The sequence below is a fragment of the Streptomyces sp. NPDC002884 genome, from assembly GCF_040295245.1.
Classification (GTDB): domain Bacteria; phylum Actinomycetota; class Actinomycetes; order Streptomycetales; family Streptomycetaceae; genus Streptomyces.
In genome coordinates this window covers 92,492-117,977 of sequence record NZ_JBEOVB010000022.1, presented here as the reverse complement: position 1 = coordinate 117,977, position 25,486 = coordinate 92,492, and the positions used below count along the sequence as shown (strand labels likewise).

Below are 25,486 nucleotides of genomic sequence, written 5' to 3'. Positions count from 1 at the left end.
GTCAGATGACGCAGGTCATCGCGAGGATCCGCTGGGCCGCGCGGACGGCGACGCCGTCGGGGGTGCGGCCGCCGTGCTGTTCGAGGTCGAGCCGGCCTTTGAGGGTGTCGTTGACCGGCTCGATCAGCTGACGGACCGTTTGGAGCAGGGGTTCGGCCGGGTGCGGGGTGCCGCGGTTGCGGTAGGAGGGCCGCAGCAGCTGGATGCCGAGAACGGCGAGGAAGCGGTCGAGTTCGGCGGCGATGCAGCCCTTGTCGGCCAGGATCAGCAGTCCGGGCCGGGCGGCAGCCAGGTGCGGCTCGTCGTCGATCAGGGCGGCCAGGACCTGCCGTTCGTCGGTCTTCGGGTCGGCCGGGGCCCAGGTGGCGGGCAGACCGGCCGGGGTGCACACCATGTGCAGTTTCAGGCCCCGGTAGAAACGCGAGCGGGAGCGCCACTAGCCGTAGTTCGCCCATCCGGCCAGGTCGGAGCGCTTGACTGTCCCGCGGGATCTGGCGCACTCGACTGGGGTGGGTTCCAAGATCCACACATCGACCAGCCACAGGTCGGTGTCGGCTGCCAGCGACCAGATGGCCCGCTTGAGCAGGAGCAGAGCCGCTCGCAGACACTTGTTGCAACCCCGCAATCGGAACTACTCGTCCAGACATGATCCGGGGACGGCGATCGCCGGGCGGTTGCGCGTCTGGCCTGCGGATCGCCCAGGTGGCGAAGCGCCTCGTCATCGACGCCGGCAAGTGATCGTGGCTCCGCGGCCCCGGCACGACTGCGGAAGGGGCGGGCATGGAGTGGGCCTCGCACGGCGATGGCGGTTCGACGCCGTCGCGCCCTGTGCGCCGCTCGGCGCTTCGGGTGGCCCTCGAGGCGCGTGGGCTCAAGCCGAACCCGAATGCCCCTTGGTCGGCGGGCGCGGCAACCCAGGCAGATGACTGCTCAGCCGTCGTGACGCGGCTGAAGGTACACCTCGTCGACAAACCACCCGGCCCACTCGCCGCCGCCTTCGGTGGACGCATCAGCGGGTGTCGCTGGATTCGAAGTGGGCAGTGACGTGGCGGTGGCGCGAGCTGTCGCAACAGCCCACGTGACCGCAGGCGCGAAATCTCAGCCGAACTCCACGGAGACTGGGAAGCCCTCAACCGCGCCGTGCCTCCCACATCCCTGACCTGAACACGCGAGAACACCAACACGAAACCGTGACCCCTAGAAGGCCGCGAGGCGCAAGCGAAGACACCGGAAGTGGAAGTCATCTCGCGCGCATATACCGATATCGTCGCTCTGCGAACCGGGAAGGGCGCGGGGGGATCAGTCCCGTTTCCCTGAGGACAAGATCCGGACCATTCCCGGGCCGGCGGCTCCAACGAGCCATGCGCGGCCACGTTTTACGCAGGCCAGCGACACGTGACGCCCGCAAGCTGAGCCAAGTGCCGGGTCACAGGCTGTGGGCGATGGGGTGCAGCGGTTCGTAGAGCGGTAATTCGGCGCCGCTGGGAAGCCGGATCGCAGTCAGTCTGCCCCAGCGCTGTTCGCTGACCGGACGGGTGATCTCGACGCCCTGCGCGCGGAACTCGCCGAGCTGGGCATCAAGGTCGTCGCACATCAGGAAGAACTCGTGCTGGGGTGGGCCGTCGGTCGGGTGCACGGCCACCTCGGCCGGGGGCAGCTTGAAGATGAGCCAGCCGCCGCCCGCGTCGACGCCGGGAAAGTCGAGGACGTCACGGAGGAAGGCGCGGTCCGCCTCGGCGTCCTGGCTGTAGAGGATGACATGCGCACCACCAATCATGGCTTGCTCCTGTACCTTCGACGTGCGCGGTCGCGTCGACCACGGCACAGGGCCCCCTGACGCTTCATGGATTCGACACCCATGAGCTGTTCGGAAGGCCCTGCTTTCATACCCCGGCCGCCGGAAGATCAGCCGACGGCGTCCCTGAGCGCGTCGGCGAGGGCACCGGCTTCGGCCGGGGTCAGTTCGACCACGAGGCGGCCGCCGCCTTCGAGCGGGACACGCATGACGATGCCCTGCCCCTCCTCGGTGACCTCGAGCGGGCCGTCGCCCGTCCGCGGCCTGATACTGGCCCTGAGGCTCAGCGCCTGAGTGGATTCACCGCCGTTGCCGACGTTCTCAAGTCCGTCGGCGAGGGCGTCCGCCTCGTCCGGGGTAAGTTGGACCACCAGGCGGCCGCCGCCTTCGAGCGGCACACGCATGACGATGCCCCGCCCCTCCTCGGTGACCTCGAGCGGGCCGTCGCCCGTCCGCGGCCTGATACTGGCCTTGAGGCTCAGCGGCAGAGTGGATCCACCGTCGTTGAGGGGCAGTGCCTCGCTCCTGACCGTGGACGTCCCCGGAGCGGGTGTCGCGGTGGCGGCAGGCGCCAGGACGACCGTGGCCCCCAGAACGAACGACGAGGCGACGAGCGAGATGACGGCAGTGCGTCGGATGCGCCGGGCCATGATGGGTGTCCTCCCTCGCGATGAGTGGAGGGCGCCGCGGAAACACGGGGGCGATGCGCCGCGCCGGCGCTCCGGGATGGTCCCTCCGGCCACAGCCCGACAGCGGATGTACGGCTGCGGCGCCACTGTGGCGCCGGACTGATCGGAACGGCGCCGCTCCATCCATCGTCCCCCTCCCCGCACCGGGTGTCGACCGGACGGCCATGGGAGCCGGCCTGATGGACAAGCCCAGCAGCAGCTCACCACCGGGCGGCTTGACGGCCTGGCTTCGTGAAGTGCCTACCGCCTCGCCACCACTCCGTGCCCTGGCTCAACAACAGCTGACCGCGAGCCGTCCAGGACGCGTACCGCCTCCCTCACCGCCACCCCGGCCTCCCGATGCCACCGTCACAAGTCGTCCTCACGTGAGCACGCTTGAGTCACTCCATGGTCCACAAAGCACGCCGCTGAGGCCGGTGCAAGGGTGAAATATTGACGACTCGTCAGGTTGCGCTCCGCGCATGATTTCCACGGTGGTCTGAGGTACCGGCAACGTCGGCCGTGCGGCGATCCGTGCGGTCGAGGCGCATCCGGCGTTCGATCTCGCGGCCGTGCTCGTTCACAATCCCGACAAGGTCGGGCGCGACGCGGGCGGACTCGGCGGCCTCGACCGCGCCCTGGGCGTCCCGGCGACTATCCAGGCAGGCACATTACGCGCCGACAGCCCCTGGCTCACCTGTCGGGGTTCCCACCGCCTGCGTCGGCACGCCCACATCCCAGAGCTCGGCGAACCGCTGGGTCCTCAGTCTGACGTAGTCCTCATGCGCCCTCACTCGCGTCGAGGTGTTGACATGAAGTTGATCTTGTTCGATCTCATAGCAGGTCGCCTTGTCGAAGACTATGAATTCGTCCACCAAGCCCCGCCTGACGTTCTGAGGCAGCCGCGTCCGGACGAGCACACGTGTCTCTATACCCAACACCTCTTGCTCATGGCCGAGTTGACGCAGTTCGTCGTTGAGGTCTGCCGAGTCGTCCACCAGGAACAGCCGTCGTACCGTTACCCCCCTCGCTATCGCCTCGCGCTGCGCCTGCAGATAGCGGTCGGCAGGCCCGCTGTTCCAGAAGTCCCGGTCCACCAAGGAGAGCGTACTTGTGGTGTCGATGGAACTAGTGGCGCAGTTGGTAAGGGTCAGCAGCCAGTCGTGGTTCTCGCCGGCGCAATCGACACTCCCGCTCTTGAGCGCCTTCATGTCAATGGCGAGGCGCCGCATCAGCTCCTCGGCGAAGCGCCTCATGATGTCGGGCCCCCTGGAGACGACCTCTACCGCACTGGCGGCCAACGCGGCCACTCCGTCGGAAGGCAACCTTTCCATCTCGTTGTAGAACTTGGTTGCCTCGCTGATCTGGGCGAAGCTCCTCACGACCGTTTCCTGTGTCTGCGCGTTGTGCTGAGGCAGCACCGCCTTTAAGTCCCTCACCTGATTGATCAGGTCACCCAGGAGCTGAAGCATCAAGATGCAGCCACCGACGAAGATGCCGACACCGATCTGCCACTTGGCCTCCGAGTTCGCGACCTTGGCGATGATGGAGGTCAGGCCGCCAGCCGCAAGGGAGATGAATACTTTCAACCACATCCGCCATGCGCCGGCTCCTCCTCGCCACGGTGCGCCGTTCGGTTCCCCACTGGGCCCCATCGACATCGTGTGTCTCCCCACCAGTACCCGTGTCGGTTTCATCCTCAGGGCGTTGCGAAGTCCCCCCACGACAACCGGACTGCGTGAAAGGACAGTTGGTCGCGGATCACTGCACCAGGGTCTGCCGCTGCCGCGTTAAGCCCTGCGTCTCCTTCAGTGTGCCCCACAGGGGACGAGTTCCTGGATCACTCGCGCACCCGGCATCCACAGGTGCAGCAAGTGGTCGACGGCGGCCCGCAGCATCGGGAACGTGATGGCACCCTCCGACCTGCCCAGGCGGATACCTTCGAGCACGGTGGGCAACCAGTCGGCCAGTCGTGAAGAACAACCATCACGGACAGCGTGTGCGCCACCACGTCGTGCACCTCGCGTGCGATCCGCGCCCGCTCCTCGGCCACTGCTCGACGCACCTGCCGCCTCGGGGCGAGGATCTGAGCCACGAGCAGAATCACGGCCACGGCCACGGGCAGTCGCCGGCCCTCCCCGACCCCTGCGCCTGCGCCTGCGCCTGCGCCTGCGCCGAGGACCGAGGTGCAGAGTACGGCGAGCACCAAACCGGCCGAGCCCTACCACGGCGCCCGCACCACTCGCGGCGACAACTCGCCCCACCTCTCCCCCGCGCACACGTCATCGAGCTGCCCACGGTTGCGGTCCACGCCATTGACCAGCAGAAACGCGGAAGTCCGACCGGAATTCTAGCCCTGAGTGAAGGGTTTGGCCTGGAGGATCTCGTCCATCGAATGCTCGCGCCAGTGCTTCAGGAGCTCGTGGAAGGCGACCGCGCTGTGCGGGTAGCCCGCCGGGCCGTTCGGGCGGCCGCGGCCTTCGCGGTTGTAGTAGCCGGGGGTGCACTCGGCGTGGAACCACTCGTGGTCGGGGGCGTCCTCGGCCAGGGTGGCGATCCAAGCGTCCTCGGCTGCACGGGACGGTTCGATGAGGGCGTCCTTGGCTTCGGCGGCCGCGACGAGGGCGGCGACGTGAACGGCCTGCTCGTCCAGGATGTGGGTGTAGTTGACGCTGCTGGCGCTGTGCAGGGATCCCATCTGGATCAGGTTGGGGAAGGCGTTGGTGGTGAAGCCGTGCAGCGTGCGCGGGCCCTGTTTCGCCCACGCGTGCAGCAGTTGCGCGCCGCCCCGGCCGTGGACGGGGAGCGTACCGGAGTTGATGCCGGAGGTCCCGACGGAGAATCCCGTGGCGAAGATCAGGCAGTCGAGCTCGTAGGAGGTGTCGCCGACCACGACCCCGCGTGCGGTGACACGCTCGATGCCATGGGTGTCCGCGGTGTCGACCAGAGTGACGTTGGCCCTGTTGAACGCCGGGTAGTACCGGTCGGAGAAGGTGGGGCGCTTGCAGGCGTACCGGTACCAGGGTTGGAGCTTCTGCGCCGTATCCGGGTCCGTGACCGTCCGCTCGACGCGGGCGCGGAGCTCGTTCATCTTGGCGGCGTCGGCGGCCTCGTAGGCGAATTCGAAGGCTTTCCGGTCGCCTTGGCGGCGGAAGCTCGGCAGGAGCTTCTCCAAGAGGCCCGCTGACATGGTCCAGCGGTCCGCCACGAGATCCTGTTCGGCCGTCTCACCGGAGACGATGCGGAGGTGGTTCTCGCGTCGCTCGCGTGCCCAGCCGTCGTGGTCGGCGCTGACGTCCCGAGCGGTGGTGCGGCGGTTGGCCCGCACGTCCACGGTGGACGGGGTGCGCTGGAAGACATAGAGGTGTGCGGCGTCCTCGGCCAGCATCGGAATGACCTGGACGCCGGTGGCGCCGGTGCCGACGATGCCCACCCGCTTCCGCGCGAGGCCGGTCATGCCGCCGTCCGGGGTCCCGCCGGTGTAGGCGTAGTCCCACCGCGACGTGTGGAAGGTGTGGCCCTCGAAGTCCTTGATGCCCGGTATCCCGGGAAGCTTCGGCTCGGACAGCGTGCCGGTGGCGGTGACGACGTACGTGGCCCGGAACTCGTCGCCGCGGTCGGTGGCCACGATCCATATCCCTGACACCTCGTCCCAGGTCAGCGATGTGACCGAGGTGGAGAACAGGGCATCCGAGTAGAGGTGGAACTTCCGCGCGACCCGCACCGCGTGGCGGCGGATCTCCTCGCCGGGCGCGTACTTCCACTCCGGCACGTATCCGGACTCGTCGAGCATGGGCAGGTATACGTGCGACTCGATGTCGCAGTGGATTCCGGGATACCGGTTCCAGTACCAGGTGCCGCCGAAGTCGCCGCCCTTCTCGACGATCCGGACGCGCTCCACGCCCTGTTGCCGCATCCGCGCCCCGGCGAGGATGCCGCCGAAGCCACCTCCCACCACGGCGACGTCGACGGTGTCGCGCAGCGGCTCGCGTTCGGCGACCTCTCCCACGTAGGGATCGGCGGCGTAGTAGCCGAACTCCGCTTCCGCGGCCTGGTATTGGCGGACGCCGTCAGGCCGGACGCGTCGCTCACGTTCGAGGCGATACCGCTGCCTCAGCGCAGCGAGCTCAACGGGGTCCGGAACTTGAGGAGTTGTCATGGGGGACCTCAATCCTGTCGGTCTGCTGCTGCCCTCGGCGGCCCTGCGGGCCACCCGCGCCGACGCGCCCGCGCCGACGTGAGCGGCCGTCCGCTACCGTAGCAACAACCGGACAACGATGTCCGGTTGGAGGATGGGTGCACGGCATGATTCGGACAGACCACGTCCGCACCGACAGCGCCCGTGCGCGAACTTCCGGACAGCGGCGGCACCCGCACACAGCGGACAGGAAGGCTGATCCCCATGCGACGACTCCCGATCCGGTCCCTTGCCCTACTCACCGCGCTCGGCGCGCTGGCTCTCACCGGATGCGGTACGGACACAAGCGACACCGGAGACGAGACGGCCTCGGCCGGCACGGGTAAGACCATCCGCGCCCAGCGGTTCATGCAGTTGACGAGGACGCACGAAGAGACCGGGATGACCCTGCTGGAGGGCCCGACCTTCGACGAGGACGGCAAGCTGCTCGTCGTCGATGTCACCGCACCCGCGGGCGAACCGAAGGTGATACGCGTCGACGTCCGGAGAAGGACATCGCGATCGGTCCACACCTACGACCGAGGGGCCTACACCTCAGCGCAGTTCAGCCCGTACGACGGACGGCTCTACCTGACCGACTACGCGTATGGCGAGATCGTGAGCCTGGCCGCGGACGGCAGCGATCCGCAGACCTTCTTCTCCGGCGAGATCGACGGCGCGCGGATGAACCCCGACGACATCGCCTTCGACACCGAGGGCAACCTGTACGTCAGCGACTCACGCGCCCCGTCCGGGGGCCAGGCGCAAGGCCGAGTGGTCCGGATCGACCGCGAGGGCAGGACAACCACCGTTCTGGCCGAGGAACTGGCCGCGACGAACGGAATCTCGTTCGACGCCGACTACCGCGGACTGTGGATCAGCGAACTCACACAGAACCGGATCTCCTACCTTCGACTCGACGGAAACGGAAAGGTCACGTCCCGCCACACCGCCATCCGCGTCGACGGCGGGATCGCCCAGACCGACTCGATCGCCGTGGACGCGGCCGGCAACCTCTACCAGGCCCTGCACGGCCAGCCCGCGATGCTTGTGTACGACAAGTACGGTGAGCGCCTGGCGACGGTGGAGATTCCCGGCCGCGCCACAGGGCTCGAGTCAGCGACGAACGTGGCGATCACGCCGGGCGGGACCAGGGCCTACATGACCGTCAGCGGGCCGGCCGGGGGGTACCTGTACACCTTCGACGCCTTGGCGGAAGGCGTCCGGCAGTCCAACGGCGGCTGACACCACCCCTGCCCCCTGCGCTCATCCCGCGAAGGGGCGCACCGGCCCCACCTCGACCCCGAGCAGCCGCCAAGCCGCCAGCGCTCGGTGCTCCCGCTCCTCGCGGCGGCGGCCGGTGACGGCACCGGAGACCATGGCGACGGCGAGCATCAGGTCGTCCGCCGCCTCCAGGCGATGACCGCCCGGCAGGTGCCCCCGCAGAGCCCTCTCGACCCGCTGGGACAGGGCCAACGCGTGCGTGCGGGCGCCGGCGGAGCCACTGCCTTCCCCATCGACGTGCAACAGGCCGATGAAGGCAGCCGATTCCGTCAGATGCCAGGTCAGCACACCCAGAACGCCGGCGAGACACGCGTCTTGCACAGCGGCCGCCGCTTCGACCTGGCAGACGTTCTCCTCCAGAACCGCAGCGGACACGGCGGCCCGGTCGGGAAAGTGCCGGTACAGAACCCCCTGCCCCACCCCCGCCCGACGCGCTATCGCGGACAGCGGTGCTTGCAGGCCGTCTTCCGCGAAGACCTCGCGGGCGGCGGCGACCAGAGCGGCCCGGTTACGGGCGGCAGCCTTCGGCCCTTGGTTGGGAGGCCGCCGCTTGTCCGGCGAAGGGAGCTGCGTCACCCCGGAAGGGTACCCGGACCTGCTGGAGCCCCTCTGTCGGCCGCTGCCGGCCTCGATCAGCCGACGTGGCATGCCGACTGAGCACCGGCGGCAGCTGAACGCGACAGGGCGGATCTCGATACCGTCCCCGCTCCCCCTGAGCCCTTCCCAACTCCTGCTGCGGGACTCCTCGGGCGGCCGCGTCGAGTTCGACAGCGAGGCGGGGTCCTGGTGCGCCATCCGCATCTGCGGCTGCGCCCGGAGGCGGGCGCGCGATAGGGCGCCTCCGAGGGCTCGCCGCCTTGCGGGGAGACCTCCGTGCGGGGCGACCTCCGTGCGGCGCAGTTCCCGGGGCGTGGACGGCGAGGCTGCCCACCTCGTACGCAGAGCCTCCGATCCGAGTGAGCTCCGGCCCCCGCTGTAGCGTTCAGCTTCATCCATTGCAACGAGCAAGGCGTCTCTCGTTGCGTTAGATCCAGAACCGTTGCAATGATTTAACCGTTCTCACCTGCATTTATTGCAACCTTACGCAACAAGGAAGTTGCCCACGCCATGAACGCAACGTAGCTTTTCCTTCATCGGAAACAACGAGTCACAGGAGAAGACGATGCAGAAGTTCGCCACCACCGCCCCGATCGCCGCCGTCCTCGACATCCCCGTGGGCCGCGTCCAGTTCATCACCGACGACCGGACCGAGGCCACCGTCGAGGTCCTGCCGGCCGACGCCACGAAGAACCGTGACGTGAAGGCAGCCGAGCAGATCGAGGTCGCCTACAGCGACGGCGTCCTGCGGATCGAGGCCCCGGAGCCGAAGAACCAGCTCTTCGGGGCTTCCGGAGCCGTCGAGATCAACGTGCATCTGCCCGCCGGCTCCAACGTCGAGGCCAAGGCGGCGGGCGCCGAGCTCCGGTGCGTCGGACGCCTCGGCGACGTCGCCTTCGACAGCGCGCAGGGCACGGTCAGGCTGGACGAGGCCGCGAACGTCCGCCTCTCCCTCCAGGACGGTGACATCGAGGTCGGCCGACTGACCGGCGACGCCGAGATCAGCACCCAAAAGGGCGCCCTCCGCATCGGCGAGGCCGTACGCGGCACCCTCACCCTGCGCACCGAGTCCGGCGACATCTCGGTCGGCGCCGTCCGCGGAGCCTCCGCCTCTCTGGACGCCGGCACCTCTTTCGGCCGCGTCGACAACGCACTGAAGAACAGCGAAGGCGCCACCGCCCAGCTCACCATCCACGCAACCACCGGCTACGGCGACATCACCGCGCGCAGCCTCTGAAGAAGCAGCACCGGGACGGTCGGCCGCGTCCCGTCGCGGGTGGTGCGCCGTGTGGGAACTGTGCGGGATCAGCGGGCGATCGAGATCGCGAAGGGCGTGAACCCGCTGGACCGGATCACGTGCGGCACGAACAGAATCGCGGCCTCCGTGGCGCGGGCGGTCTGGATCCCGCCGAGATCGGTGATCCACTCCTTGCGCCAGCCGAGGTCGATGAGCAGTTCACGGACGGTCTCCTTGGCCTGTGGGTCGTCGCCGGAGAGGAAGGCGTCCGGCGCCTGGGCGAGCGTGGCAGGCGCGGTCATCACCGGGAAGAGCATGGTGTTGAGCGTTTTGACGACGCGCGTTCCGGGGAGCGCTTCCTGGAGTTGCTCGGCGAGGCTCGAACCGGGGTAGATCAGGTCGGCGGGCAGTCCGTCCGGTCCGTCGACGGTGGCGTTGGAGACGTCGACGAGGATCTTGTCGCGCAGTTCCTCGCGCAGGGCGGCGAGCCGGTCCAGCGAGCCGGCTCCCGGGGTGGCGTTGATGACGATCCGGGCTGTCCGGGCAGCGTCGGCGGCGGCTCCCGGCGCGCGGTCCGCCACGGTCACCTCATGCCCCGCCTGGGTGAGGGCTGTGGCCAGGCTGCCGCCGACGCGGCCGTTTCCGAGAACTGCGATCGTGGTCATGATGAATCTGGTCCTTCGTACGTGCGGGTTGTGGGGTGCGGTCAGCGAGAGAGCGTGGCGACGGCGTCGGCGTGGACGCCGGGCGCGGCAGCCAGGAAACTCTCGCTCTGCGGGGTCCAGGGGCGGCCCTCGGCGTCGGAGATCTGTCCGCCGGCCTCGGTGACGAGCAGCGCTCCGGGCAGCAGGTCCGCCCGGGCGCCCGCGAACTGCCAGAAGGCGTCGATCCGGCCGGCGGCCACGTTCGTCAGGTGCAGGGTCGCGGGCACGGCGGTGCGGACGACGAGCGCGTCGAAGAGCATCGCGGTGATCGAGGAGCCGACGCGCCGTACGACCTTCTCGTTCTCGTCCGGCCGGGCCTGGCTGGTGGCCACGATGCTCAGGCCGAGGTCCGCGGTCCCGGAGACGTGCAGCGGTCGGCCGTCGAGGTAGGCGCCCGCGCCGGTCAGCGCGGTGTAGGTCTCGCCGGTCAACGGCAGGTGGACCACCGTGAGCACCGGCTGGTTCTCCCGCACGAGAGTGGCGGTCACCGCCCACTCCGGCAGGGCGTGCAGGTGGTTGACGTTGCCTTCGGCCGGATCCACGACCCACCACTCGCCGGACGGCAGCGCCCCGCCGTCCAGTTCGTCCTCCACCCAGCTTGCGTCCGGACGCAGGCGCGTCAGTCGGGGGCGCAGGATGTCGAGGGCCGTGTCGTCGTTGACGGCGAGCGCGCGCATCAGCTCTTCGCGGCTCTCGTAGCGGACCACTTCGCCGAAGCGCTCGCGCAGCGCCGAGCCGGCCTCGCGAACGGCGCTCACGGTCTGGGCGAGCAGGTCGGCGTCGGAGGCGGCGACGTCAGTGGTCTGAAGCGTTTCGGACATGGTGGTACTCCCATCTGAGGAGGGGCGACGAGGAGGGGCGATGAGGTCGGTCGAGCCAAGCTGTGCGTTCGGCTTGCGCTCTGTTCTCGAAGGTATAGAGCCCCTTGATTAACTTCAAATGCATGTCAAGCACGGCTAGGATTACTCGCATGCAATTGGATTTGAACCTGCTCGCCGCGCTCGACGCGCTGCTGGAGGAGGGAAGCGTGGCCGGGGCGGCCGCGCGCCTGCACGTCACCGCCCCCGCGATGAGCCGGAGTCTGGGCCGGATCCGGCGCACGACCGGGGATCAGATCCTGGTGCGCACCGGCCGCACGATGACCCCGACGCCGTACGCGATCGCCGTCCGAGAACAGGTGCACGAGCTGCTGCACCAGGTCCAGGGAGTGCTGGCACCGAGCCGCGAACTCGATCTGGCGACGTTGGAACGCACGTTCACGCTCCGCTGGCACGATTCCCTGGTCGCCCTGAGCGGCCCCGCACTGCTCGCGGCCGTGCGCGGACAGGCGCCGGGCGTGCGCCTGCGCTTCGTCGCGGAATCGAGCATCGACACCCCCGACTTGCGGCGCGGCGAGGTCGACCTGGAGGCGAACGCCAACCGCCCGAGCGCACCGGACGTCCGTGCCGAGAACGTGGGCGAGACCCGCCTCGTCATCGTCGTGCGGCAGGGGCACCCCATCAGCCGCGTCACGACCGTCACCGCAGAGCAGTACGCCGCGGCCGAGCACATCACCGTCTCGCGACGCGGAAGACTCAGCAACGGCCTCGACGACGCCCTCGCGCAGCTCGGCCTCATCCGCCGCGTGGTGGCGACCGCGCCCACGGAAGCGGCCGCGCTGGAGTTCGTGCGCGGCTCCGATCTCCTGATCAGCGTCCCCGAGGCCACCACGCGGTCAGCGGTCGCCGACCTCGGCCTGGTCGTGCTGCCGCTCCCCCTCGAACTGCCGTCGGCACCGATATACCTGTCGTGGCATCAGCGCTACGACACCGACCACGCCCACGCCTGGCTGCGCGGACTGGCGCGAACCGCTCTGGCCATGTGCGAGGCGCCGTAGCCGACGCCGCCCGTCGTGGCGTTTCGGCCGGACGTTCGTCGGCTGTGCCGTTAAGGACCTGGCCGAGGTCGACTTGCTCTGGAGTGTTCCCGCACGCCATTTCACTTGGCGTACCGTTCAGTGGCATCGTCCCGGCCTGGAATATCTGGTGAGTACCGACCGTCGCCAGGCGACCCAGGCCCGCACGGTCTCGGCCGCGCCGATCCCCAGCTCGGCTGCGACCGCCTTAATCGCGGCCCACTCGGTTGGGCAGTTCGGGCGTGTCTCCGCGGCCATGCGTACCGCACGCCCACGAAGCTCAGGAGGGTATGGGGAACGGACGTACCATGGCTCGATCCTCTCAAGGAATCGAGCCTCCATCAGGCCGGAGCGCTTCAGAGGCGGCGGCGTTCATGGTGCGTACGTTGCCGCACCTGTCAGCCGCCTGATTCACGGCCAGGGCCCGGTGGAAGTCGGAACAGCGGGATGGCGACGGCGCGTCCGGCGGGCCCCACCAGGGGGAAAGCCGGCACGGTGAAGTACCTCGTGTGTGCACCCGCATCGGCTATAGGCGAGGCCGAGGTCGACGGACTTCAGCCAGCCGCGGCACCGTGGGCCATCACCTCACCGCCGACTCCGCACCACGCGTGCGAGCGGAACTCGCCAGCTTCTCGGCAGCCGCTTGGGCGGTGAGGCCCTGGATCTCCTCCCCGGCCTCGATGACTGCACGCTTGACTTCGAGGGCCAGGCCGACCGATGTCCTGATGACGCCTCGCACCAGCGGTTTCGCCACTCTTTTGGCCAGAGGGGCTGTCATCACGCCGACGGCGAAGGGAGCAACTGCAGGGAGCATGGGTAAACCCTCTTCTTGTGTACACAGCACGACTGCCGACGCCACACGAGCCAACACCGGCTGGCCGACAAGGCTGGGCAGGAATTTCGCCCCCACCAAAAACACGATAGTCGGACCTCGGTCGATGCGCCCGTAGACGCCGACACTGTTCATTCGGTCGGGCGGAAGCTCGCCGGAGTGGACCGTGGCTGGGCGACGGGATCAGAACTGCTTCGGCGCCCCCGGCCCGCACCGATCCAGCAGCGAGCCCACCACCTGCACAACAAAGTCGGGGACGCGATCCGGGAAGTCGTGGCCGGTTCCCTCTGGGGTGTAGACCCTCCGCCCTCTGCTGGAAGCCGCGAGGAACCGTTCTCTCACGGTGAGGAAGAAGTGCCGTACCCGGGCGCTCTCCTCCGGATCGTCGACCGCGTCGAAGATCTCGCCACCGCCCGTCAGATCGCGTGGCGCCACGAGGAGAAGGGGCAGCGAGCCGAGCTCGCCGTCGTGTACGGCCGTCTGCCAGCCGTCTCTGGTGATGCCGTCAGGCGACAGCTCTCGCAGGATCGATGCCGCGGCGCAGCTCGCCTTGGTCCTGAGCTCGATCATGGTGAGAACCTGCGTCGGGTCGTCGGAGGTGTGTGTCTCCTCCTTGCCCGCGAGAGGGTGGAGGCCGAAGAGGTGACGCAGCGCGAGGACGGTCTGGTCCCTCGGGGCACGTCGCAGGGCCGGAAGCGCCGGGCCGAAGGCGACGGCATCGGGCGGGGTGGGATCGAGCAGCACCAGACCGGCCACCAGGTCAGGGCGGCGCCTGGCGGCGTTGGCCATGAGCATCCCCCCGAACGAATGCCCCACGAAGACATAGGGACCCTTTTCACCGGCCCGTTCCAGCGCCGTGAGCAGTTCGACGGCCTCTGCCGCCGTCGTGCGCGGGAACGGGCCCGGGTCGCTCCAGCCGGACCCCGGACGGTCCACCAGGACCGAACGCATCTGTTCCCGCGCCAGCGCGTGCAGCCGGTACATGGCGTACCCCCCGGCATGGCCACCCGGCATCCAGACCACCGTGGGCCTCGCTCCGGCGTCTCCCTCGGCCAGGACATGCATGCGGTAGCCGCCCACGTCGACCATTCGTCCGGGTGGCGGATACCTCACCCGTATCCGGCCCACATGCACCAGATGGCGGAACGACCCGAGACCGAGTGCGAGGGCCACGGCCCACAGCACACCGCCGAGAATCCGCCAGCCGGTCCCCCTGGATGCGCACCGCGCACCTGCGGCCGCCGGCAGCAGAGCGATGGCCAGCCCGGCCCAGTCACGGCCGAGCAGCCGGTGTATCGCGTCAGCGGCACGTGTTCCCGGTCGCATGGTTCCCTCTCCGTCCCGGCCTTCACGGCCGCTGCCGGGAACACCGCACATCTGCGACCGGTACGACCATCGTCCCCTGAGAACCCCGCGGGCGCCACGCACGTTGCCGGCCCCGCCTGTCATGGCCTGTTGGGCAGGGGCCGACGCCGGACGGCCCCTGCCAGGGACCGACGATGCACAGTGCGGGACCTGTGGGTGTGCGCCGTGGTCTCCCAGGTTCTCGATGCGGGTATTCGCCGTCACGCCTGACCGGCACCTCACTCGCGAGCAAGGCGTGCTGCCACGTCCGCGACCACTTCGGCCTCCCGGGCTGCGAGGTAGAAGTGATCCCCGGGGAACGGGCGCAGCTCGAACGAGCCCGGGGCGGCGAGGCCGGACCAGGCGAGGACCCCGTCGAGCACGCAACTCGGATCGTCCTGGCCGAGGTACGCGGTGATCGGCGCCTTGACCGGTGCCGGACTCAGGGGGTGGTAGCCCTCGATGAGCCGGTAGTCCGAACGGAGGGCGGGCAGCAGCAGGTCACGCAGCTCCGGGATGTCGTAGGCCTCCGAGTGCAGGTCTCCGAGGCGCCGGACGTGGGTGATCAGGGTTTCGTCGTCGGCGTCGTGCAACGCGACGCGTTCGGCCCACCGGGGGGGGCTTCGTGTGCGGAGACCAGAAGGTGTTCGGGGACGATGCCGCGGGTCTCCAGCCGCAGGGCCACCTCGTAGGCGACGCAGGCGCCCATGCTGTGCCCGAAGAGCGCCAGTGGCCGGTCGAGCCAGGGCCGCAGTGCGTCCTCGATCGTGTCGGCCAGGGTGGCCATGTCCTCGATGCAGGCTTCCGCAAGCCGGTCCTGGCGGCCGGGGTACCGCACGGCGAGCACCTCGACGTCCGCCGGCAACAGCGCGGGCCAGCCGTGGAACAGCTGTGCCGTGCCGCCGGCGTGCGGGAAACACACCAGTCGGAGCCTGGGGTCCGCCGCACGCCGGTGGACACGGAACCACTTCTTCGCGTCGGTCGCCGTCATCACCAAGGGATCCCGCGCAGGTGCAGGGAGCCGAGCTCGGCGAGAAGCGCGGGAAGCTGCTCCACCGCCCTCATGGACACGTATGCGGTCTGCGGAGTGTGGCGCTGGCGATCGGTCACGACGAGTTCGCAGGCACCGCCTTCCTGGATGAGTTCCGCGGAATACAGGGGGGTTCCGGTCGCAGACATCTGACCTGCCTCCACCAGGGTGTCGTGATGGCCGATACGGCGCAGCCCACCGTGTCGCCGGTAACGCGGCGGTCGCATGCGAGAGGCCGGGCCGGCGAACGGCCGCTGTGTCAGCCGAAGGCTTCATGGAACGCCGTCGACTTTTTCACGGTGGGCATACGCGGAAAGGGACGGGTTTTACTCTGGCCGGGACTTGGAAGTCTCGACCGGTCACGAAGACGAAAACGTGGCCGTGACATTGGGACGAGCCAGAATCACACGGAGAGTCGGCGGGCGGACTCAGCGCGCCTTGGCGGCGGCCGAACCGGCGCTACGGGCCTTGCTTACGGACTTGCCCTGGCCGCCGGTCTGTCCCGCGTGGGCCTCTGCGGCCGCGGGCGCCGACCTGGCGGCCGCTCCGGCCCGGCCCGCGGTGCCGTCCTCCGGGGCGCCGACGCCGTGCCCGGCTCCTTGTGCCGTCTGGGCTGCACGCACTTCAGCGGTCGCCTCGGCAGCGAGATCCTGGATTCCCTCGCCGGCTTCGTGGACGGCCCGCTTGACTTCGATTCCCAGGCCCACCGACGCTTTGACGAGTCCTCGCACCAAGGGCTTGCCCACCCTCTTCACCAGGGATGCGGCGATCAGACCGATCAGGAAAGGAGGTACTACAGGCGGCATGGCACAACATCCTTCTCTTCTGTCGAGGAGATGATGATTAGACGGACGCACTCCGCTTCAGCGGACCTGCACCCGCCATCACAGAGAGTATCCGAGGCCGGGCAAGAGGCTACGAATTCCCCGTGGCCTTCACTCATTCGAGTAGAGTGGCCTTCCCTGGAAGCCTGTTCGGCCGTATGCCCCGTGCAGTTCTCTCTCCACCCGTCGGCGCAGGGCGGGAAACGGCAGTGTGCCGCCGGCCAGCACGGTCTCGTGAAAGGCGCGCACGTCGAACGCGGGGCCGGCGTCATGTTCGTATGCCGTCCGCAATGCCGTGAACTCCGCATGACCCGCCCGGTACGTCAGCGCCTGTCCCGGCAGATCGGTCGCGTAGCGCAGCGACTCGGTCGTGATCTGTCCCTCGGACTCGGCTGCCGCGTGGGCGCGCATGAAGGTGCGCGCCTGATCCAGTGTCATCGTCCCGAGGTTGAGGCCGGTGTCGACGACGAGGCGCTGCGCGGTGAACCGTTCATGGGCCAGGCGTCCGTACGCGTCCCACGGGTCGTCGTACAGCCCCATCTCCCAGCCGAGCCCTGCCGCGTACTCCGCCCAGCCCTCCTCGAACCCGCTGAAAGCCGTCAGTTCGCGGCGCAGGTCGGGCAGCGCGGTGTTCTCGGCCTGGCGGGCGAGGTGGAAGTGATGTCCGGGCGACAGCTCGTGGTAGATGAGCGCGGCCGCGCCGAGCAGTGACCGATGTGCCAGGTCCGAGGCGTTGTAGCGGTAGCGTCCCACCGGTCGCGTGGCGGTCGGCGGTTCGTAGTAGCCGAACGTCATCGACCCCTCCAGCGCCGGGTCGAGGCGGGCCACGTCGTAGGGGGCGCGGGGCAGGACCGCGAACCAGCGCGGCAGCAGCGGCGTGAGGCGGTCGAGGTGTCCGCGGTAACGGGCTTCGACCTCCTCCGGGGTGGCGGCGTACAGGCGCGGTTCGGTCGCGAGCCGTTCGTGGAACTCCGCCTCCGTTCCCGCGAAACCGAGCGTGTCGCGCATCTCCCGCATCCGCTCCCCGAGTTCGCGGCAGTGCTCACGGCCGAGTTCGTGGAGACGTTCGGGTGGTGTGTCGCCGGATGTGTACGTCCTGACGAAGGCCCGGTATGCCGCCTCGCCTTCCGGGTAGCGGGCCCAGCCGACGGCTTGCGGCGCCCACCGGAGGTAGTCCGGGTCGCTCACGAGGGCGACGAGGCGGTCGAACGCCGGCTCCAGTTCGGTGGCCACGAGCCGCTCGACCGTGTCGCGCAGGTGCCCCCGGCTCGCCGCGTCGAGTCGGGTGAGCCGCTCGGCGTCCGCCCGGACGTACCGTGCCGCCGACGCCCGCAGACGGGTGAGTGTGGTGTGAACGCCGGTCAGGGCCGGAGCGGGGATGTGAAAGCCCCGCTCCGCCTGCCCGGCGACCTTGTCGCCGATCGTCGCGACGCAGCGGGCCAGGTCCCGAACGAGGGTCACATACCGGTCCGCGTCGGCTCGGTGCTCGAAGCGGAACGGGCCGAAGACGGTGTCACCGTACTGCTGGAGGCGGAAGAGCTGGTACGGCGTGGCGGTGGGGGTGAGCCAATGGAAACGCCCCGCCTCCACTTCCTGTTCGGCCAGTGCCCGGAGGAAGCCCGCCGTGTCGGCGGCGAGACCGGACAGCTCCGCCGGTCGCAGCGCACGCAGCCGGTTCAGCACCCCTGCCGCGAACCCGGCGCGCTCGTCGGCCTCCCCCGCGGACACCCCCGGCAGCGACTCGACCGGCAGCCCGCGGCGCGTGCGCAGCGACGGCTCGCGTGCGAGCAGGAAGTCCCGGTACGAGGTCGCGAGTCGGTCGATCTCGCACGCCGTCGAGTCGTCCGGGGAACCCCCTGGATTGATGACCATGTCGCCAGTGTGCGCCTTGAGGTGACGCAGCGTCAGTAACAGGATGACCGTGGACCGCGCGTCGGGCGGCCTCACTCGGACGAGGGAAATAGTCGGGCATGTTCGCGTCCGTCCCGGGAAAGCCCGGACGACGCCGTCGATCGCGATGGCACGATGAGCGCCATGCACCGCCGAACCGTGTCGTCTCCCAGGGCTCGGTCGGTCGTGGCGGCGGCCGGTGTCGTCGTGTCAGCCGTGCTGGCCGGTTGCGGCGGCGACGTGTCGTCGACGCGCACTCCTGTGGTCGTGGGCGGCACCGTCACGATCGCCACCGCCTCCGAGACCTCGAGCTTCAACCCGTACTCGCAGTTCGGCCTTTCACTGGCTCCTTATGCCTACGACTCACTGGTCGATGTGGCACGGGACGGGCGTGTGGTGTCCGGTCTGGCCGAGAGATGGCAGGCGGGCGCCACTGCGGCGAGTTTCACCCTGCGCAAGGGGGTGACCTGCTCCGACGGCACGCCCCTGACGGCGTCCGGGGTGGCCCGGTCGCTGAGGTATGCCGGCGATCCACGCAACCGGCTCATCGGTGCCCGGACCGCCCTGCCGGGTGTGCCGTTCACGGTGTCGGCCGACGACGCGGAGCGGACGGTGTCGGTGCGGACGGCATCGCCGTACAGCTTCATCGTGCGGACGATCGGTCTGCTGCCCGTCGTCTGCCCCGCCGGACTGGCGGATCCCGGAGCGCTGGACAAGAGGTCGGAGGGCACCGGACCGTACGTGCTGATCGGCTACGCCTCGGGGGGTCCGTACCTCTTCACCCGGCGCAAGGGTTACGCGTGGGGGCCGCGCGGAGCAGGCAACGCAACTCCGGGGCAGCCGGAGCGGATCGTGGTGACGGTGGTTCCGCAGGAGTCCACCGTGGCGAATCTTCTGCTCACGGGCGGAGTGAACATCGCCATGGTGACCGGCCCGGACCGCGCGCGGCTGACCGGCCACGGTCTGGCGACCGCCCAGGTGCCGACCGTGGTGGGGCTGACCTTCTTCAACGAGCGCACCGACCGGCCCTTGAGCGACCCGGTGCTGCGCCAGGCACTGGTAGGGGCTCTGGACCGCAAGGGCCTCGCCAATGTGGCGATCGGTGGAGACGGTACGCCCGCGCGCGCTCTCACCGCCCCGAACTCCCTCTGCTACTCCGACGTGGCCACGGGGAACCTGCCCTCGCACAGCAGCGCCGTGCGGGCCCTGCGCGCCGCGGGCTGGACGAAGGACGTGCGGGGCAGGCTGGTCAAGCAGGGCCGACCGCTGCGTCTGCGGCTGCTCAGCAGCGCCGGCTTCGGCTCCACCCTTCCGTCGGTCGCCGAACTGATGGCCGTGACGTGGCAGGCGCTGGGCGTGGACGTCGACCTCGTCGGCGAGAGCCGCAACGCGGTGGTCCAGGCCATGTACGGAAGCGGCGACTTCGACGTCGTGGTCGGCAGCTCGCCGGGGCCGCCGTTGCCCGCGCAGCTCGTCCCGTACTTCTCCGGCCCGCCGTCGTCAGGAGGACTGAACTTCGCGCACGTCAGCAACCCCGCCTACGACCGATTCGTCGCCCGGGCCCTGCATGCGCCGGGCTCGGCCAGCTGCGCGGACTGGAACAGGGCCGCCGCGGCACTTCTCCGTTCGGCCGACGCGCTGCCCATCGCCGACGGCACGAGCACGGTGTACGGCTACCGGACAACCTTCTCGGTGGCACCCGGCGGCCGGATCGTACCGACCAGCATCCGCCTGCACAGATAGCCGTGGTGGACGCGCCGTGCGGCCGCCCGCCAGTCGAGGAGGTTTCCCAAATGACGACCGTGTCCGCGCGGCTCGGTGCCACGGCCCGCCACCACCCGTGGGCGGTGTTCTGCTGCCGGCGCGCGGCACGGCTGGTCGTCTCACTCTTCATTGTCGTCACCGCTTCCTTCGCGATAATCCGGCTGATCCCCGGGGACCCGGTCCGGGCCGCGCTCGGCGTGGACGCCCCGCCGGACCTGGTGGCGGCGAAGCGGCACGAACTCGGTCTGGACCGGAGCCTGCCGGAACAGTACTGGCAGCATCTCCCGCGGCTGACCCACGGCGACCTCGGGGTCTCGCTGGTGACCGGCGAGCCGGTGGCCGACCTGGTCAGGGCACGACTGCCGGCCACCCTGCTGCTCGCCGTCCTGGCCTTCGCCTGCGTCCTCGTCGTCGCGCTCCCAGGTGGGCTGCTCTCCGCGGTGTGGACACACGGGGGGCGACGCCCGCGGGCGGAGCTGGCGTTCACCGCCACCACCTCGGTCCTGGCGGGCGTGCCCGACTTCGTCCTCGCGGCGGGTCTCACCGCGGGACTGGCGGTCGCCCTGCGCATCCTTCCCGCCGCCGGCGACCTCGGTCCCCGGTCCTATGTGCTGCCCGTCGTCGCGCTTGCGCTCGCTCCGACCGCGGTCCTGTTGCGGATCGTGCGGGTGGAGACGCTCAAGGTACTCGCCACGGATTATGTGCGTGCCGCCCGCGCGAAACGGCTGTCCGCCGTCCCGCTCTACCTGCGCCACGTGGCACCGAACACGCTGACCGCGTCGCTGACGGTCGCCGGGAACCTGCTGCCGGCCCTGATCGCGGGAACGGTACTGGTCGAGAAGGTTTTCGCCTGGCCGGGCATCGGGTCGGCGATGGCGCAGTCCGTGGCCGCGCAGGACTACGCGGTCGTCGAGGCGTCGGTCCTGGTGCTGGGTTCGGCCGTCCTCGTGGTGAACTTCCTGGTCGATCTGGCCCTCGCGCTGCTCGACCCCCGATCCGTCATCCGGGAGACGTGATCCGATGACGTCGTCCTCCCCTTCCCCACCCACGCCGCGTGCCACAGCCGACAGGTCTCGTGCGACCCACTCGGGCTGGTCCACACCGATGGGCGTGATCACCCTGGTGATGCTCGGGTCACTCGTCGTACTGGCCGTCGCGGGGGCGGTGCTGTGGGGGCAGGCCGCCGAACGTCCGGACCCGTCGGCGGTGCTGCGGGCGCCCACTGCAAGCCACTTGCTCGGCACGGACCACCTCGGGCGCGACCTGCTCGCCCGACTGCTCTCGGCGACCTGGCTCTCCCTGCTGCCGGCCGTCGCGGCCACGCTCCTCGGTGCGACGGCCGGGATCACACTCGGGGCGCTCACCGCTGTCGTCGGCGGACGCGCCCGCCGCCTGCTGGGCGCCCTGATCAACCTCCTGATGGCCTTCCCCGCGCTCCTCGTCGCGATGTTCTTCGCGGCCCTCTTCGGTGCGGGGGCGGGCGGGGCCGTGTGCGCACTCGCCGTCGCCTGTGCGCCCGGCTTCGCGCGGATCACCCAGACCCTCGCCGCCAAAGTGGCCGGAACCGACTTCATGGCGGCCGCGCGCGTGCTGGGCCTGCGCCGCCACCGGCTCCTGCTGCGCCATGTCCTGCCCCACATCGCCGAACCGCTGATGCTCAACACCACGGTCGCCGCGGGCTCGGCACTCGTGGCCCTGTCGGGACTGAGCTTCCTCGGACTGGGGGTGCAGCCCCCCTCGTACGACTGGGGGCTCCTGCTCAGCCAGGGCCTGGACCGCATTTACACCGAACCGCTGCCGGCCGTGGCCCCCGGTATCGCCATCGTGTACGCCGCCGTGGCCTTCCAACTGCTCGGCGAGATGCTGGCCGGAGCCGCCGCGCGCCGCACCCGCCCAGGGCAGCCGGAAGAACCCGCGCCACACCCGGTACGCACCGGCCTTCCGGAGGCCGCGGACCACGTGCTGGAGGTGGCGGATCTACGGGTCGCCCTTCCCACGGCGGAGGGGGTGCTCCGGCCCGTCCGCGGTGTCAACCTCGCCCTGCGGCGCGGCGAGATGGTCGGCCTGGTCGGCGAGTCCGGCTCCGGCAAGTCGCTGACGGCGCTCGCCATCGCCGACCTGCTGCCGGACGGCGCCCGCGCGACCTGGGGCACCCACCGGTTTCTCGGCGCGGACGCCGACTCGTCGTCACGCAAAGAGCGACGCAGGCAGTTGGCGACGGGAATGGCGATGATCTTCCAGAACCCGGCCTCGGCCTTCAACCCGTCGCTCCGCATCGGAACGCAGATGACGGAGGCCGTGCGCGCACACCACGGCACTTCTCGTGCCGAGGCCGTCGAGCAGGCCCTGATCCAGCTTCAGCGGGTCGCGCTGCCCGGCGGGCGCCGGTTGCTGCGCTCCCGGCCCTTCCAGCTGTCCGGCGGTCAGCGCCAGCGAGTGGCGATCGCCGCCGCTTCGATGATGCGGCCCGCCCTCATCGTCGCGGACGAGCCGACGACAGCCCTGGACGTCACCGTGCAGCGGCAGATCATGGACCTGCTCCGCCGTATCCGGCGCGACGACGGCACGGCGATCCTCTTCATCAGCCACGACATCGCCCTGGTCGCCGACGCCTGCGACCGGGTTCTGGTCATGTACGGGGGAACGATCGTGGAGAATCTTCCCGCCCGTGAGCTGGCGACCGGCGCACGGCATCCGTACACGCGGATGCTCGTCGCCTCGGTCCCGGACCTGGCCGCGGACCGCGACCACCCCCTGCACACCATCGAGGGAGGGCCACCCGATCCGTACGGTACGGCCCCGGGCTGCCCCTTCCATGACCGCTGCCCGTACCGAGTGGACCGGTGTGCCGTGGAGAGCCCCGTGCTGTCTCCGCTCGACCCGGAGCATGAGGTCGCCTGCTGGCAGCCGCTGCCTCCGGCACAGTTCTGCGGGCAGCGCGAGACCGAAGAGGCGGAGCAGTGAGGGAAGAGGCAGGGCTGGCGCTGTACGGCGTCACCGTCCGTCACCACGGGCCGTTCGGGCCTGTCGCTGCGGTGGACGGGGTGTCACTGGACGTTCCCCGGGGCACGACGGTCGGCCTGGTCGGCGAGTCCGGTTCCGGAAAGTCCACGCTGGCACGTGCGGTCGTCGGGCTGGACAGTCCGTGCGCCGGGCGGATCACGGTCGGCGGCCGGGAGTACCGAGGCCTCCGGGCGGCGGATCGGCGTCGGCTGGGCCAACAGGTCCAACTGGTGTTCCAGGACCCGGACACGGCACTGGACCCCCGCATGACGGTCCGTCAGTCGCTCGCCGAATCGGCCGGGGCCTTCGTCCGGCTGGACCGCCGTAGCCGCGAACAGCGCGTCGGCGGACTGCTGGAACTCGTCGGTCTCGACACCGGCTGCGCCGACCGGCTGCCGCGGCAGCTCTCGGGCGGCCAGCGCCAACGCGTCGCCGTCGCCCGCGCGCTCGCCGTCGATCCGGCGGTGCTCATCGCCGACGAGGTCACCTCGGCTCTCGACGTGTCGGTCCGGGCGGCACTGCTCACCATGCTCCGGGACCTGCAGCGGCGCATGGGCTTCGCCATGCTGTTCATCAGCCATGACCTCGCCGCCGTCCGCCATGTGTCGGACGTCGTCGCCGTGATGTACCTCGGTCGGATCGTGGAGATCGCCGCCACCGAGAACCTGCTGCGCAGCCCACGGCATCCCTACACGCGAACGCTGCTGTCCGCCGTGCCGAGTCTGCACGCCGGGAGACGCCCGGCCGGGGAACCCCTTCTCACCGGTGAGGTGCCCGACCCCGCGTCGCCGCCGACCGGATGCCGCTTCCATCCCCGCTGTCCCGTCGGACCGCACCGACATCCCGGACGGGATGTCTGCGCCGCACGGGACCCGCAGCAGGACGCGGCCGGTCAGCCGCATCGCGCCGCCTGCCACTTCCCGTACCGCACCGACGACCACCCGCCCCAGGCCCGTCGCGTTCCCCCGGACGACGACGGTGACCGAACTCCGCGAACCCCCGAGCCCCGGCCGTCATGACGGCCGGGGAAATGGACACGCCTCCGTCCCGCGCGGACGCGGTCGTCGTGGGCACCGGTGTGATCGGTGCCGCGGTGGCACTGGAACCGGCGCGCACCGGCCGGCGCGTCGTGGTCGTGGACAAGGCCGGCGGCTTCGGCCACGGCTCCACCAGCGCGTCGAGCGCGATCATCCGTTTCACCTGCTCGACCCGGAGCGGTGTCGCCACCGCATGGGAATCCCGGCACTGCTGGGCACGATGGGCAGAGCACCTCGGCACCGGCGCTTCCTCTTCCACCGCACGGTCGTCGGTGTCCCGCCGGCGGACAACCCAGGTGACCAGGGCCGCACCGCCTCTCGAACCGTCATGGGCTCAGGTCCGGCCATCGGCACCCGTTCACAGAGCCGGTGCCGTCCGGCAGTCGATGTGCGGGACGGCACCGGCCTCATTGATCCAGAAGCGGTCTACCAGCGGCCACGTGCCGGCGCCGAGCCGAGCTTGGAACTCAGCACCGACAGGAAGGCCGGAAGCCTGGCCACCGCGGATTCGGGAACCGGGGTGACCTGTACCGTGTCCCGCACCACGTCCTGCACCACGAGCTTGTAGATGCCGTCTTCCCGGACGAGTTCAGCGGCGTAGAGCAGTGTTTCCACCAGAGGTCCTTCGATTGTGTCGTGCGACGGGTCAGGAGCCGTTGAGCCAGGCGTTCCAGGCCTTGACGGCCTGCTCTTCGTCCGCGTCCTCGGCGAAGAGGTGGTGGCCCAGCCAGATCGGCCAGTTCCAGGAACTTCCGTTGAAGAACCGGTACAGCGCGTCCGGGCCGCGCAGGCCGACGAAGTCGGGGCTCAGCCAGTCCACGACCACCTCCGTCGGGCCGCCGTCCGTACCCGGGAGGTCGAGCGACAACCGGTCGCCGACGGCCGCGTCGTCGTCGAGGCCGAGGCGCCGACGAAGGGCGGCGAAGTCTGCGGGATCCTCGGTGCACTCGGTACGGGCGGCCTTGACGTAGACGGCGGGGCGGCCGGCGAAGTGCCTCAGGTACTCGGGGAGGGAGTGCTGGTAGAAGTCGACGTGCTTCTCGGCCGCGTCCGCCTTGGTGTCCCAGTTCCAGGTGTCGTCCACGACGCCCGTGTGCACCCAGTGGATTCCCATCCGCAGGTGGCTCGCGCCGCCGTCGGCCGGCTCGATGCGGTAGGTGAGCGTGTTGGAGAACCCGCCGTCCTGGGTAGCCCGCACCGCGAAGTGGCGCGGCGGCTCCCATGCCACGACGGTGCTGTCGCCGCGCGTGGCTTTTCCTCCGACGCGCGGCTCGACCTCCATCGGGTAGAGCCAGCCGAGGTTGCCGGCGCCGGTGGCGACCGCGTCCCAGACTTGTTCGGGCGTGGCGGGCAGGTCCTGTTCCCGGCGGACCTCGAGATCTCGGGCCATGGTCACTTCTCCTTGG

At 69.8% G+C, this 25,486-nt stretch carries 23 protein-coding genes and 6 pseudogenes; 9 read left to right on the top strand and 20 right to left on the bottom strand.

Annotation, left to right across the window (positions count from 1 at the left end; translation table 11 throughout):
- Position 1 precedes the first annotated feature (1 nt).
- From ABT070_RS32320 to ABT070_RS32305, 4 genes and pseudogenes are all read right to left on the bottom strand, one after another.
- Positions 2-619: pseudogene (locus tag ABT070_RS32320) on the bottom strand (transposase); the annotation flags it as partial.
- An 807-nt stretch (positions 620-1,426) separates the two neighbouring features.
- On the bottom strand, positions 1,427-1,777 hold the full coding sequence (locus ABT070_RS32315) for a VOC family protein (RefSeq protein ID WP_351765832.1): 351 nt from the start codon (positions 1,775-1,777) through the stop codon (positions 1,427-1,429).
- A gap of 128 nt (positions 1,778-1,905) precedes the next feature.
- Positions 1,906-2,082 (bottom strand): DUF3117 domain-containing protein, encoded by a 177-nt coding sequence (locus ABT070_RS32310; RefSeq protein WP_351765863.1) that lies wholly within the window; start codon positions 2,080-2,082, stop codon positions 1,906-1,908.
- A gap of 27 nt (positions 2,083-2,109) precedes the next feature.
- Positions 2,110-2,277 (bottom strand): annotated as a pseudogene (locus tag ABT070_RS32305) (DUF3117 domain-containing protein); the annotation flags it as partial.
- 716 nt (positions 2,278-2,993) lie between these two features.
- On the opposite strand from ABT070_RS32305, the pseudogene ABT070_RS32300 reads away from it, so the two are divergent.
- Positions 2,994-3,152: pseudogene (locus ABT070_RS32300) on the top strand (dihydrodipicolinate reductase); the annotation flags it as partial.
- Here ABT070_RS32300 and ABT070_RS46295 read toward each other — a convergent pair.
- The 3 genes and pseudogenes from ABT070_RS46295 to ABT070_RS32285 form a co-directional block, all read right to left on the bottom strand.
- Positions 3,135-3,674: a DUF6879 family protein gene (locus ABT070_RS46295; RefSeq protein ID WP_502990189.1), complete on the bottom strand. Its 540-nt coding sequence runs from the start codon at positions 3,672-3,674 to the stop codon at positions 3,135-3,137. The pseudogene ABT070_RS32300 and the gene ABT070_RS46295 sit on opposite strands and share 18 nt — an antisense overlap.
- Before the next feature lie 767 nt (positions 3,675-4,441).
- Positions 4,442-4,774 (bottom strand): annotated as a pseudogene (locus ABT070_RS32290) (histidine kinase); the annotation flags it as partial.
- A gap of 39 nt (positions 4,775-4,813) precedes the next feature.
- Positions 4,814-6,622 (bottom strand): flavin-containing monooxygenase, encoded by a 1,809-nt coding sequence (locus ABT070_RS32285; protein WP_351765828.1) that lies wholly within the window; start codon positions 6,620-6,622, stop codon positions 4,814-4,816.
- Between the two features lie 243 nt (positions 6,623-6,865).
- On the opposite strand from ABT070_RS32285, the gene ABT070_RS32280 reads away from it, so the two are divergent.
- Positions 6,866-7,885 carry an SMP-30/gluconolactonase/LRE family protein gene (locus ABT070_RS32280; protein ID WP_351765826.1) on the top strand — a complete coding sequence of 340 codons (1,020 nt, stop codon included), beginning with the start codon at positions 6,866-6,868 and terminating at the stop codon, positions 7,883-7,885.
- Positions 7,886-7,906: 21 nt separating this feature from the next.
- Here the strand turns inward: ABT070_RS32280 and ABT070_RS32275 are convergent, their stop codons facing one another.
- Positions 7,907-8,500, bottom strand: coding sequence for a TetR/AcrR family transcriptional regulator (locus ABT070_RS32275; RefSeq protein ID WP_351765824.1), 594 nt, complete (start codon positions 8,498-8,500; stop codon positions 7,907-7,909).
- A gap of 586 nt (positions 8,501-9,086) precedes the next feature.
- Between ABT070_RS32275 and ABT070_RS32270 the strand changes: the two genes are divergently transcribed.
- Complete coding sequence (locus ABT070_RS32270; protein WP_351765822.1) at positions 9,087-9,758, top strand: DUF4097 family beta strand repeat-containing protein; 672 nt, start codon at positions 9,087-9,089, stop codon at positions 9,756-9,758.
- Positions 9,759-9,826: 68 nt separating this feature from the next.
- Here the strand turns inward: ABT070_RS32270 and ABT070_RS32265 are convergent, their stop codons facing one another.
- Together ABT070_RS32265 and ABT070_RS32260 are read right to left on the bottom strand one after the other, a co-directional pair.
- Positions 9,827-10,423 carry an NADPH-dependent F420 reductase gene (locus ABT070_RS32265; protein ID WP_351765820.1) on the bottom strand — a complete coding sequence of 199 codons (597 nt, stop codon included), beginning with the start codon at positions 10,421-10,423 and terminating at the stop codon, positions 9,827-9,829.
- Between the two features lie 41 nt (positions 10,424-10,464).
- Positions 10,465-11,283: a 3'(2'),5'-bisphosphate nucleotidase CysQ gene (locus ABT070_RS32260; RefSeq protein WP_351765818.1), complete on the bottom strand. Its 819-nt coding sequence runs from the start codon at positions 11,281-11,283 to the stop codon at positions 10,465-10,467.
- 149 nt (positions 11,284-11,432) lie between these two features.
- Between ABT070_RS32260 and ABT070_RS32255 the strand changes: the two genes are divergently transcribed.
- Positions 11,433-12,338: a LysR family transcriptional regulator gene (locus tag ABT070_RS32255; protein ID WP_351765816.1), complete on the top strand. Its 906-nt coding sequence runs from the start codon at positions 11,433-11,435 to the stop codon at positions 12,336-12,338.
- A 129-nt stretch (positions 12,339-12,467) separates the two neighbouring features.
- Here ABT070_RS32255 and ABT070_RS32250 read toward each other — a convergent pair.
- From ABT070_RS32250 to ABT070_RS32215, 8 genes and pseudogenes are all read right to left on the bottom strand, one after another.
- Positions 12,468-12,698 (bottom strand): annotated as a pseudogene (locus ABT070_RS32250) (hypothetical protein); the annotation flags it as partial.
- Positions 12,699-12,936: 238 nt separating this feature from the next.
- Positions 12,937-13,323 carry a DUF5132 domain-containing protein gene (locus ABT070_RS32245; RefSeq protein WP_351765814.1) on the bottom strand — a complete coding sequence of 129 codons (387 nt, stop codon included), beginning with the start codon at positions 13,321-13,323 and terminating at the stop codon, positions 12,937-12,939.
- Between the two features lie 48 nt (positions 13,324-13,371).
- Positions 13,372-14,514, bottom strand: a complete 1,143-nt coding sequence (locus tag ABT070_RS32240) for an alpha/beta hydrolase (RefSeq protein ID WP_351765812.1) — start codon at positions 14,512-14,514, stop codon at positions 13,372-13,374.
- Positions 14,515-14,771: 257 nt separating this feature from the next.
- Positions 14,772-15,125, bottom strand: a complete 354-nt coding sequence (locus ABT070_RS32235; protein ID WP_351765810.1) for a thioesterase II family protein — start codon at positions 15,123-15,125, stop codon at positions 14,772-14,774.
- The gene (locus tag ABT070_RS32230; RefSeq protein ID WP_351765808.1) at positions 15,098-15,523 is read right to left on the bottom strand and encodes a thioesterase II family protein; all 426 of its coding nucleotides are present in this window, start codon (positions 15,521-15,523) and stop codon (positions 15,098-15,100) included. Before ABT070_RS32230 ends, ABT070_RS32235 begins: the two co-directional genes overlap by 28 nt.
- A complete protein-coding gene (locus ABT070_RS32225; protein WP_351765806.1) occupies positions 15,523-15,711 on the bottom strand; it encodes a hypothetical protein in 189 nt (62 codons plus the stop codon). Before ABT070_RS32225 ends, ABT070_RS32230 begins: the two co-directional genes overlap by 1 nt.
- Before the next feature lie 279 nt (positions 15,712-15,990).
- A complete protein-coding gene (locus ABT070_RS32220; protein WP_351765804.1) occupies positions 15,991-16,368 on the bottom strand; it encodes a DUF5132 domain-containing protein in 378 nt (125 codons plus the stop codon).
- Positions 16,369-16,497: 129 nt separating this feature from the next.
- Entirely contained in the window at positions 16,498-18,258 is a 1,761-nt protein-coding gene (locus ABT070_RS32215; protein ID WP_351765802.1) for a DUF885 domain-containing protein, read from the bottom strand.
- Positions 18,259-18,420: 162 nt separating this feature from the next.
- On the opposite strand from ABT070_RS32215, the gene ABT070_RS32210 reads away from it, so the two are divergent.
- The 5 genes and pseudogenes from ABT070_RS32210 to ABT070_RS32190 form a co-directional block, all read left to right on the top strand.
- Complete coding sequence (locus ABT070_RS32210; protein WP_351765800.1) at positions 18,421-20,019, top strand: ABC transporter substrate-binding protein; 1,599 nt, start codon at positions 18,421-18,423, stop codon at positions 20,017-20,019.
- Positions 20,020-20,069: 50 nt separating this feature from the next.
- Complete coding sequence (locus ABT070_RS32205) at positions 20,070-21,056, top strand: ABC transporter permease (protein WP_351765798.1); 987 nt, start codon at positions 20,070-20,072, stop codon at positions 21,054-21,056.
- A gap of 94 nt (positions 21,057-21,150) precedes the next feature.
- Positions 21,151-23,004, top strand: coding sequence for a dipeptide/oligopeptide/nickel ABC transporter permease/ATP-binding protein (locus tag ABT070_RS32200; RefSeq protein ID WP_451102173.1), 1,854 nt, complete (start codon positions 21,151-21,153; stop codon positions 23,002-23,004).
- A complete protein-coding gene (locus ABT070_RS32195; RefSeq protein WP_351765794.1) occupies positions 23,001-24,062 on the top strand; it encodes an oligopeptide/dipeptide ABC transporter ATP-binding protein in 1,062 nt (353 codons plus the stop codon). Before ABT070_RS32200 ends, ABT070_RS32195 begins: the two co-directional genes overlap by 4 nt.
- Positions 24,059-24,307: pseudogene (locus tag ABT070_RS32190) on the top strand (FAD-dependent oxidoreductase); the annotation flags it as partial. The gene ABT070_RS32195 and the pseudogene ABT070_RS32190, both read left to right, overlap by 4 nt.
- 199 nt (positions 24,308-24,506) lie before the next feature.
- Here the strand turns inward: ABT070_RS32190 and ABT070_RS32185 are convergent.
- On the bottom strand, positions 24,507-24,695 hold the full coding sequence (locus ABT070_RS32185) for a hypothetical protein (protein WP_351765792.1): 189 nt from the start codon (positions 24,693-24,695) through the stop codon (positions 24,507-24,509).
- Between the two features lie 31 nt (positions 24,696-24,726).
- On the bottom strand, positions 24,727-25,470 hold the full coding sequence (locus ABT070_RS32180) for an SRPBCC family protein (protein ID WP_351765790.1): 744 nt from the start codon (positions 25,468-25,470) through the stop codon (positions 24,727-24,729).
- Positions 25,471-25,486 lie beyond the last annotated feature (16 nt).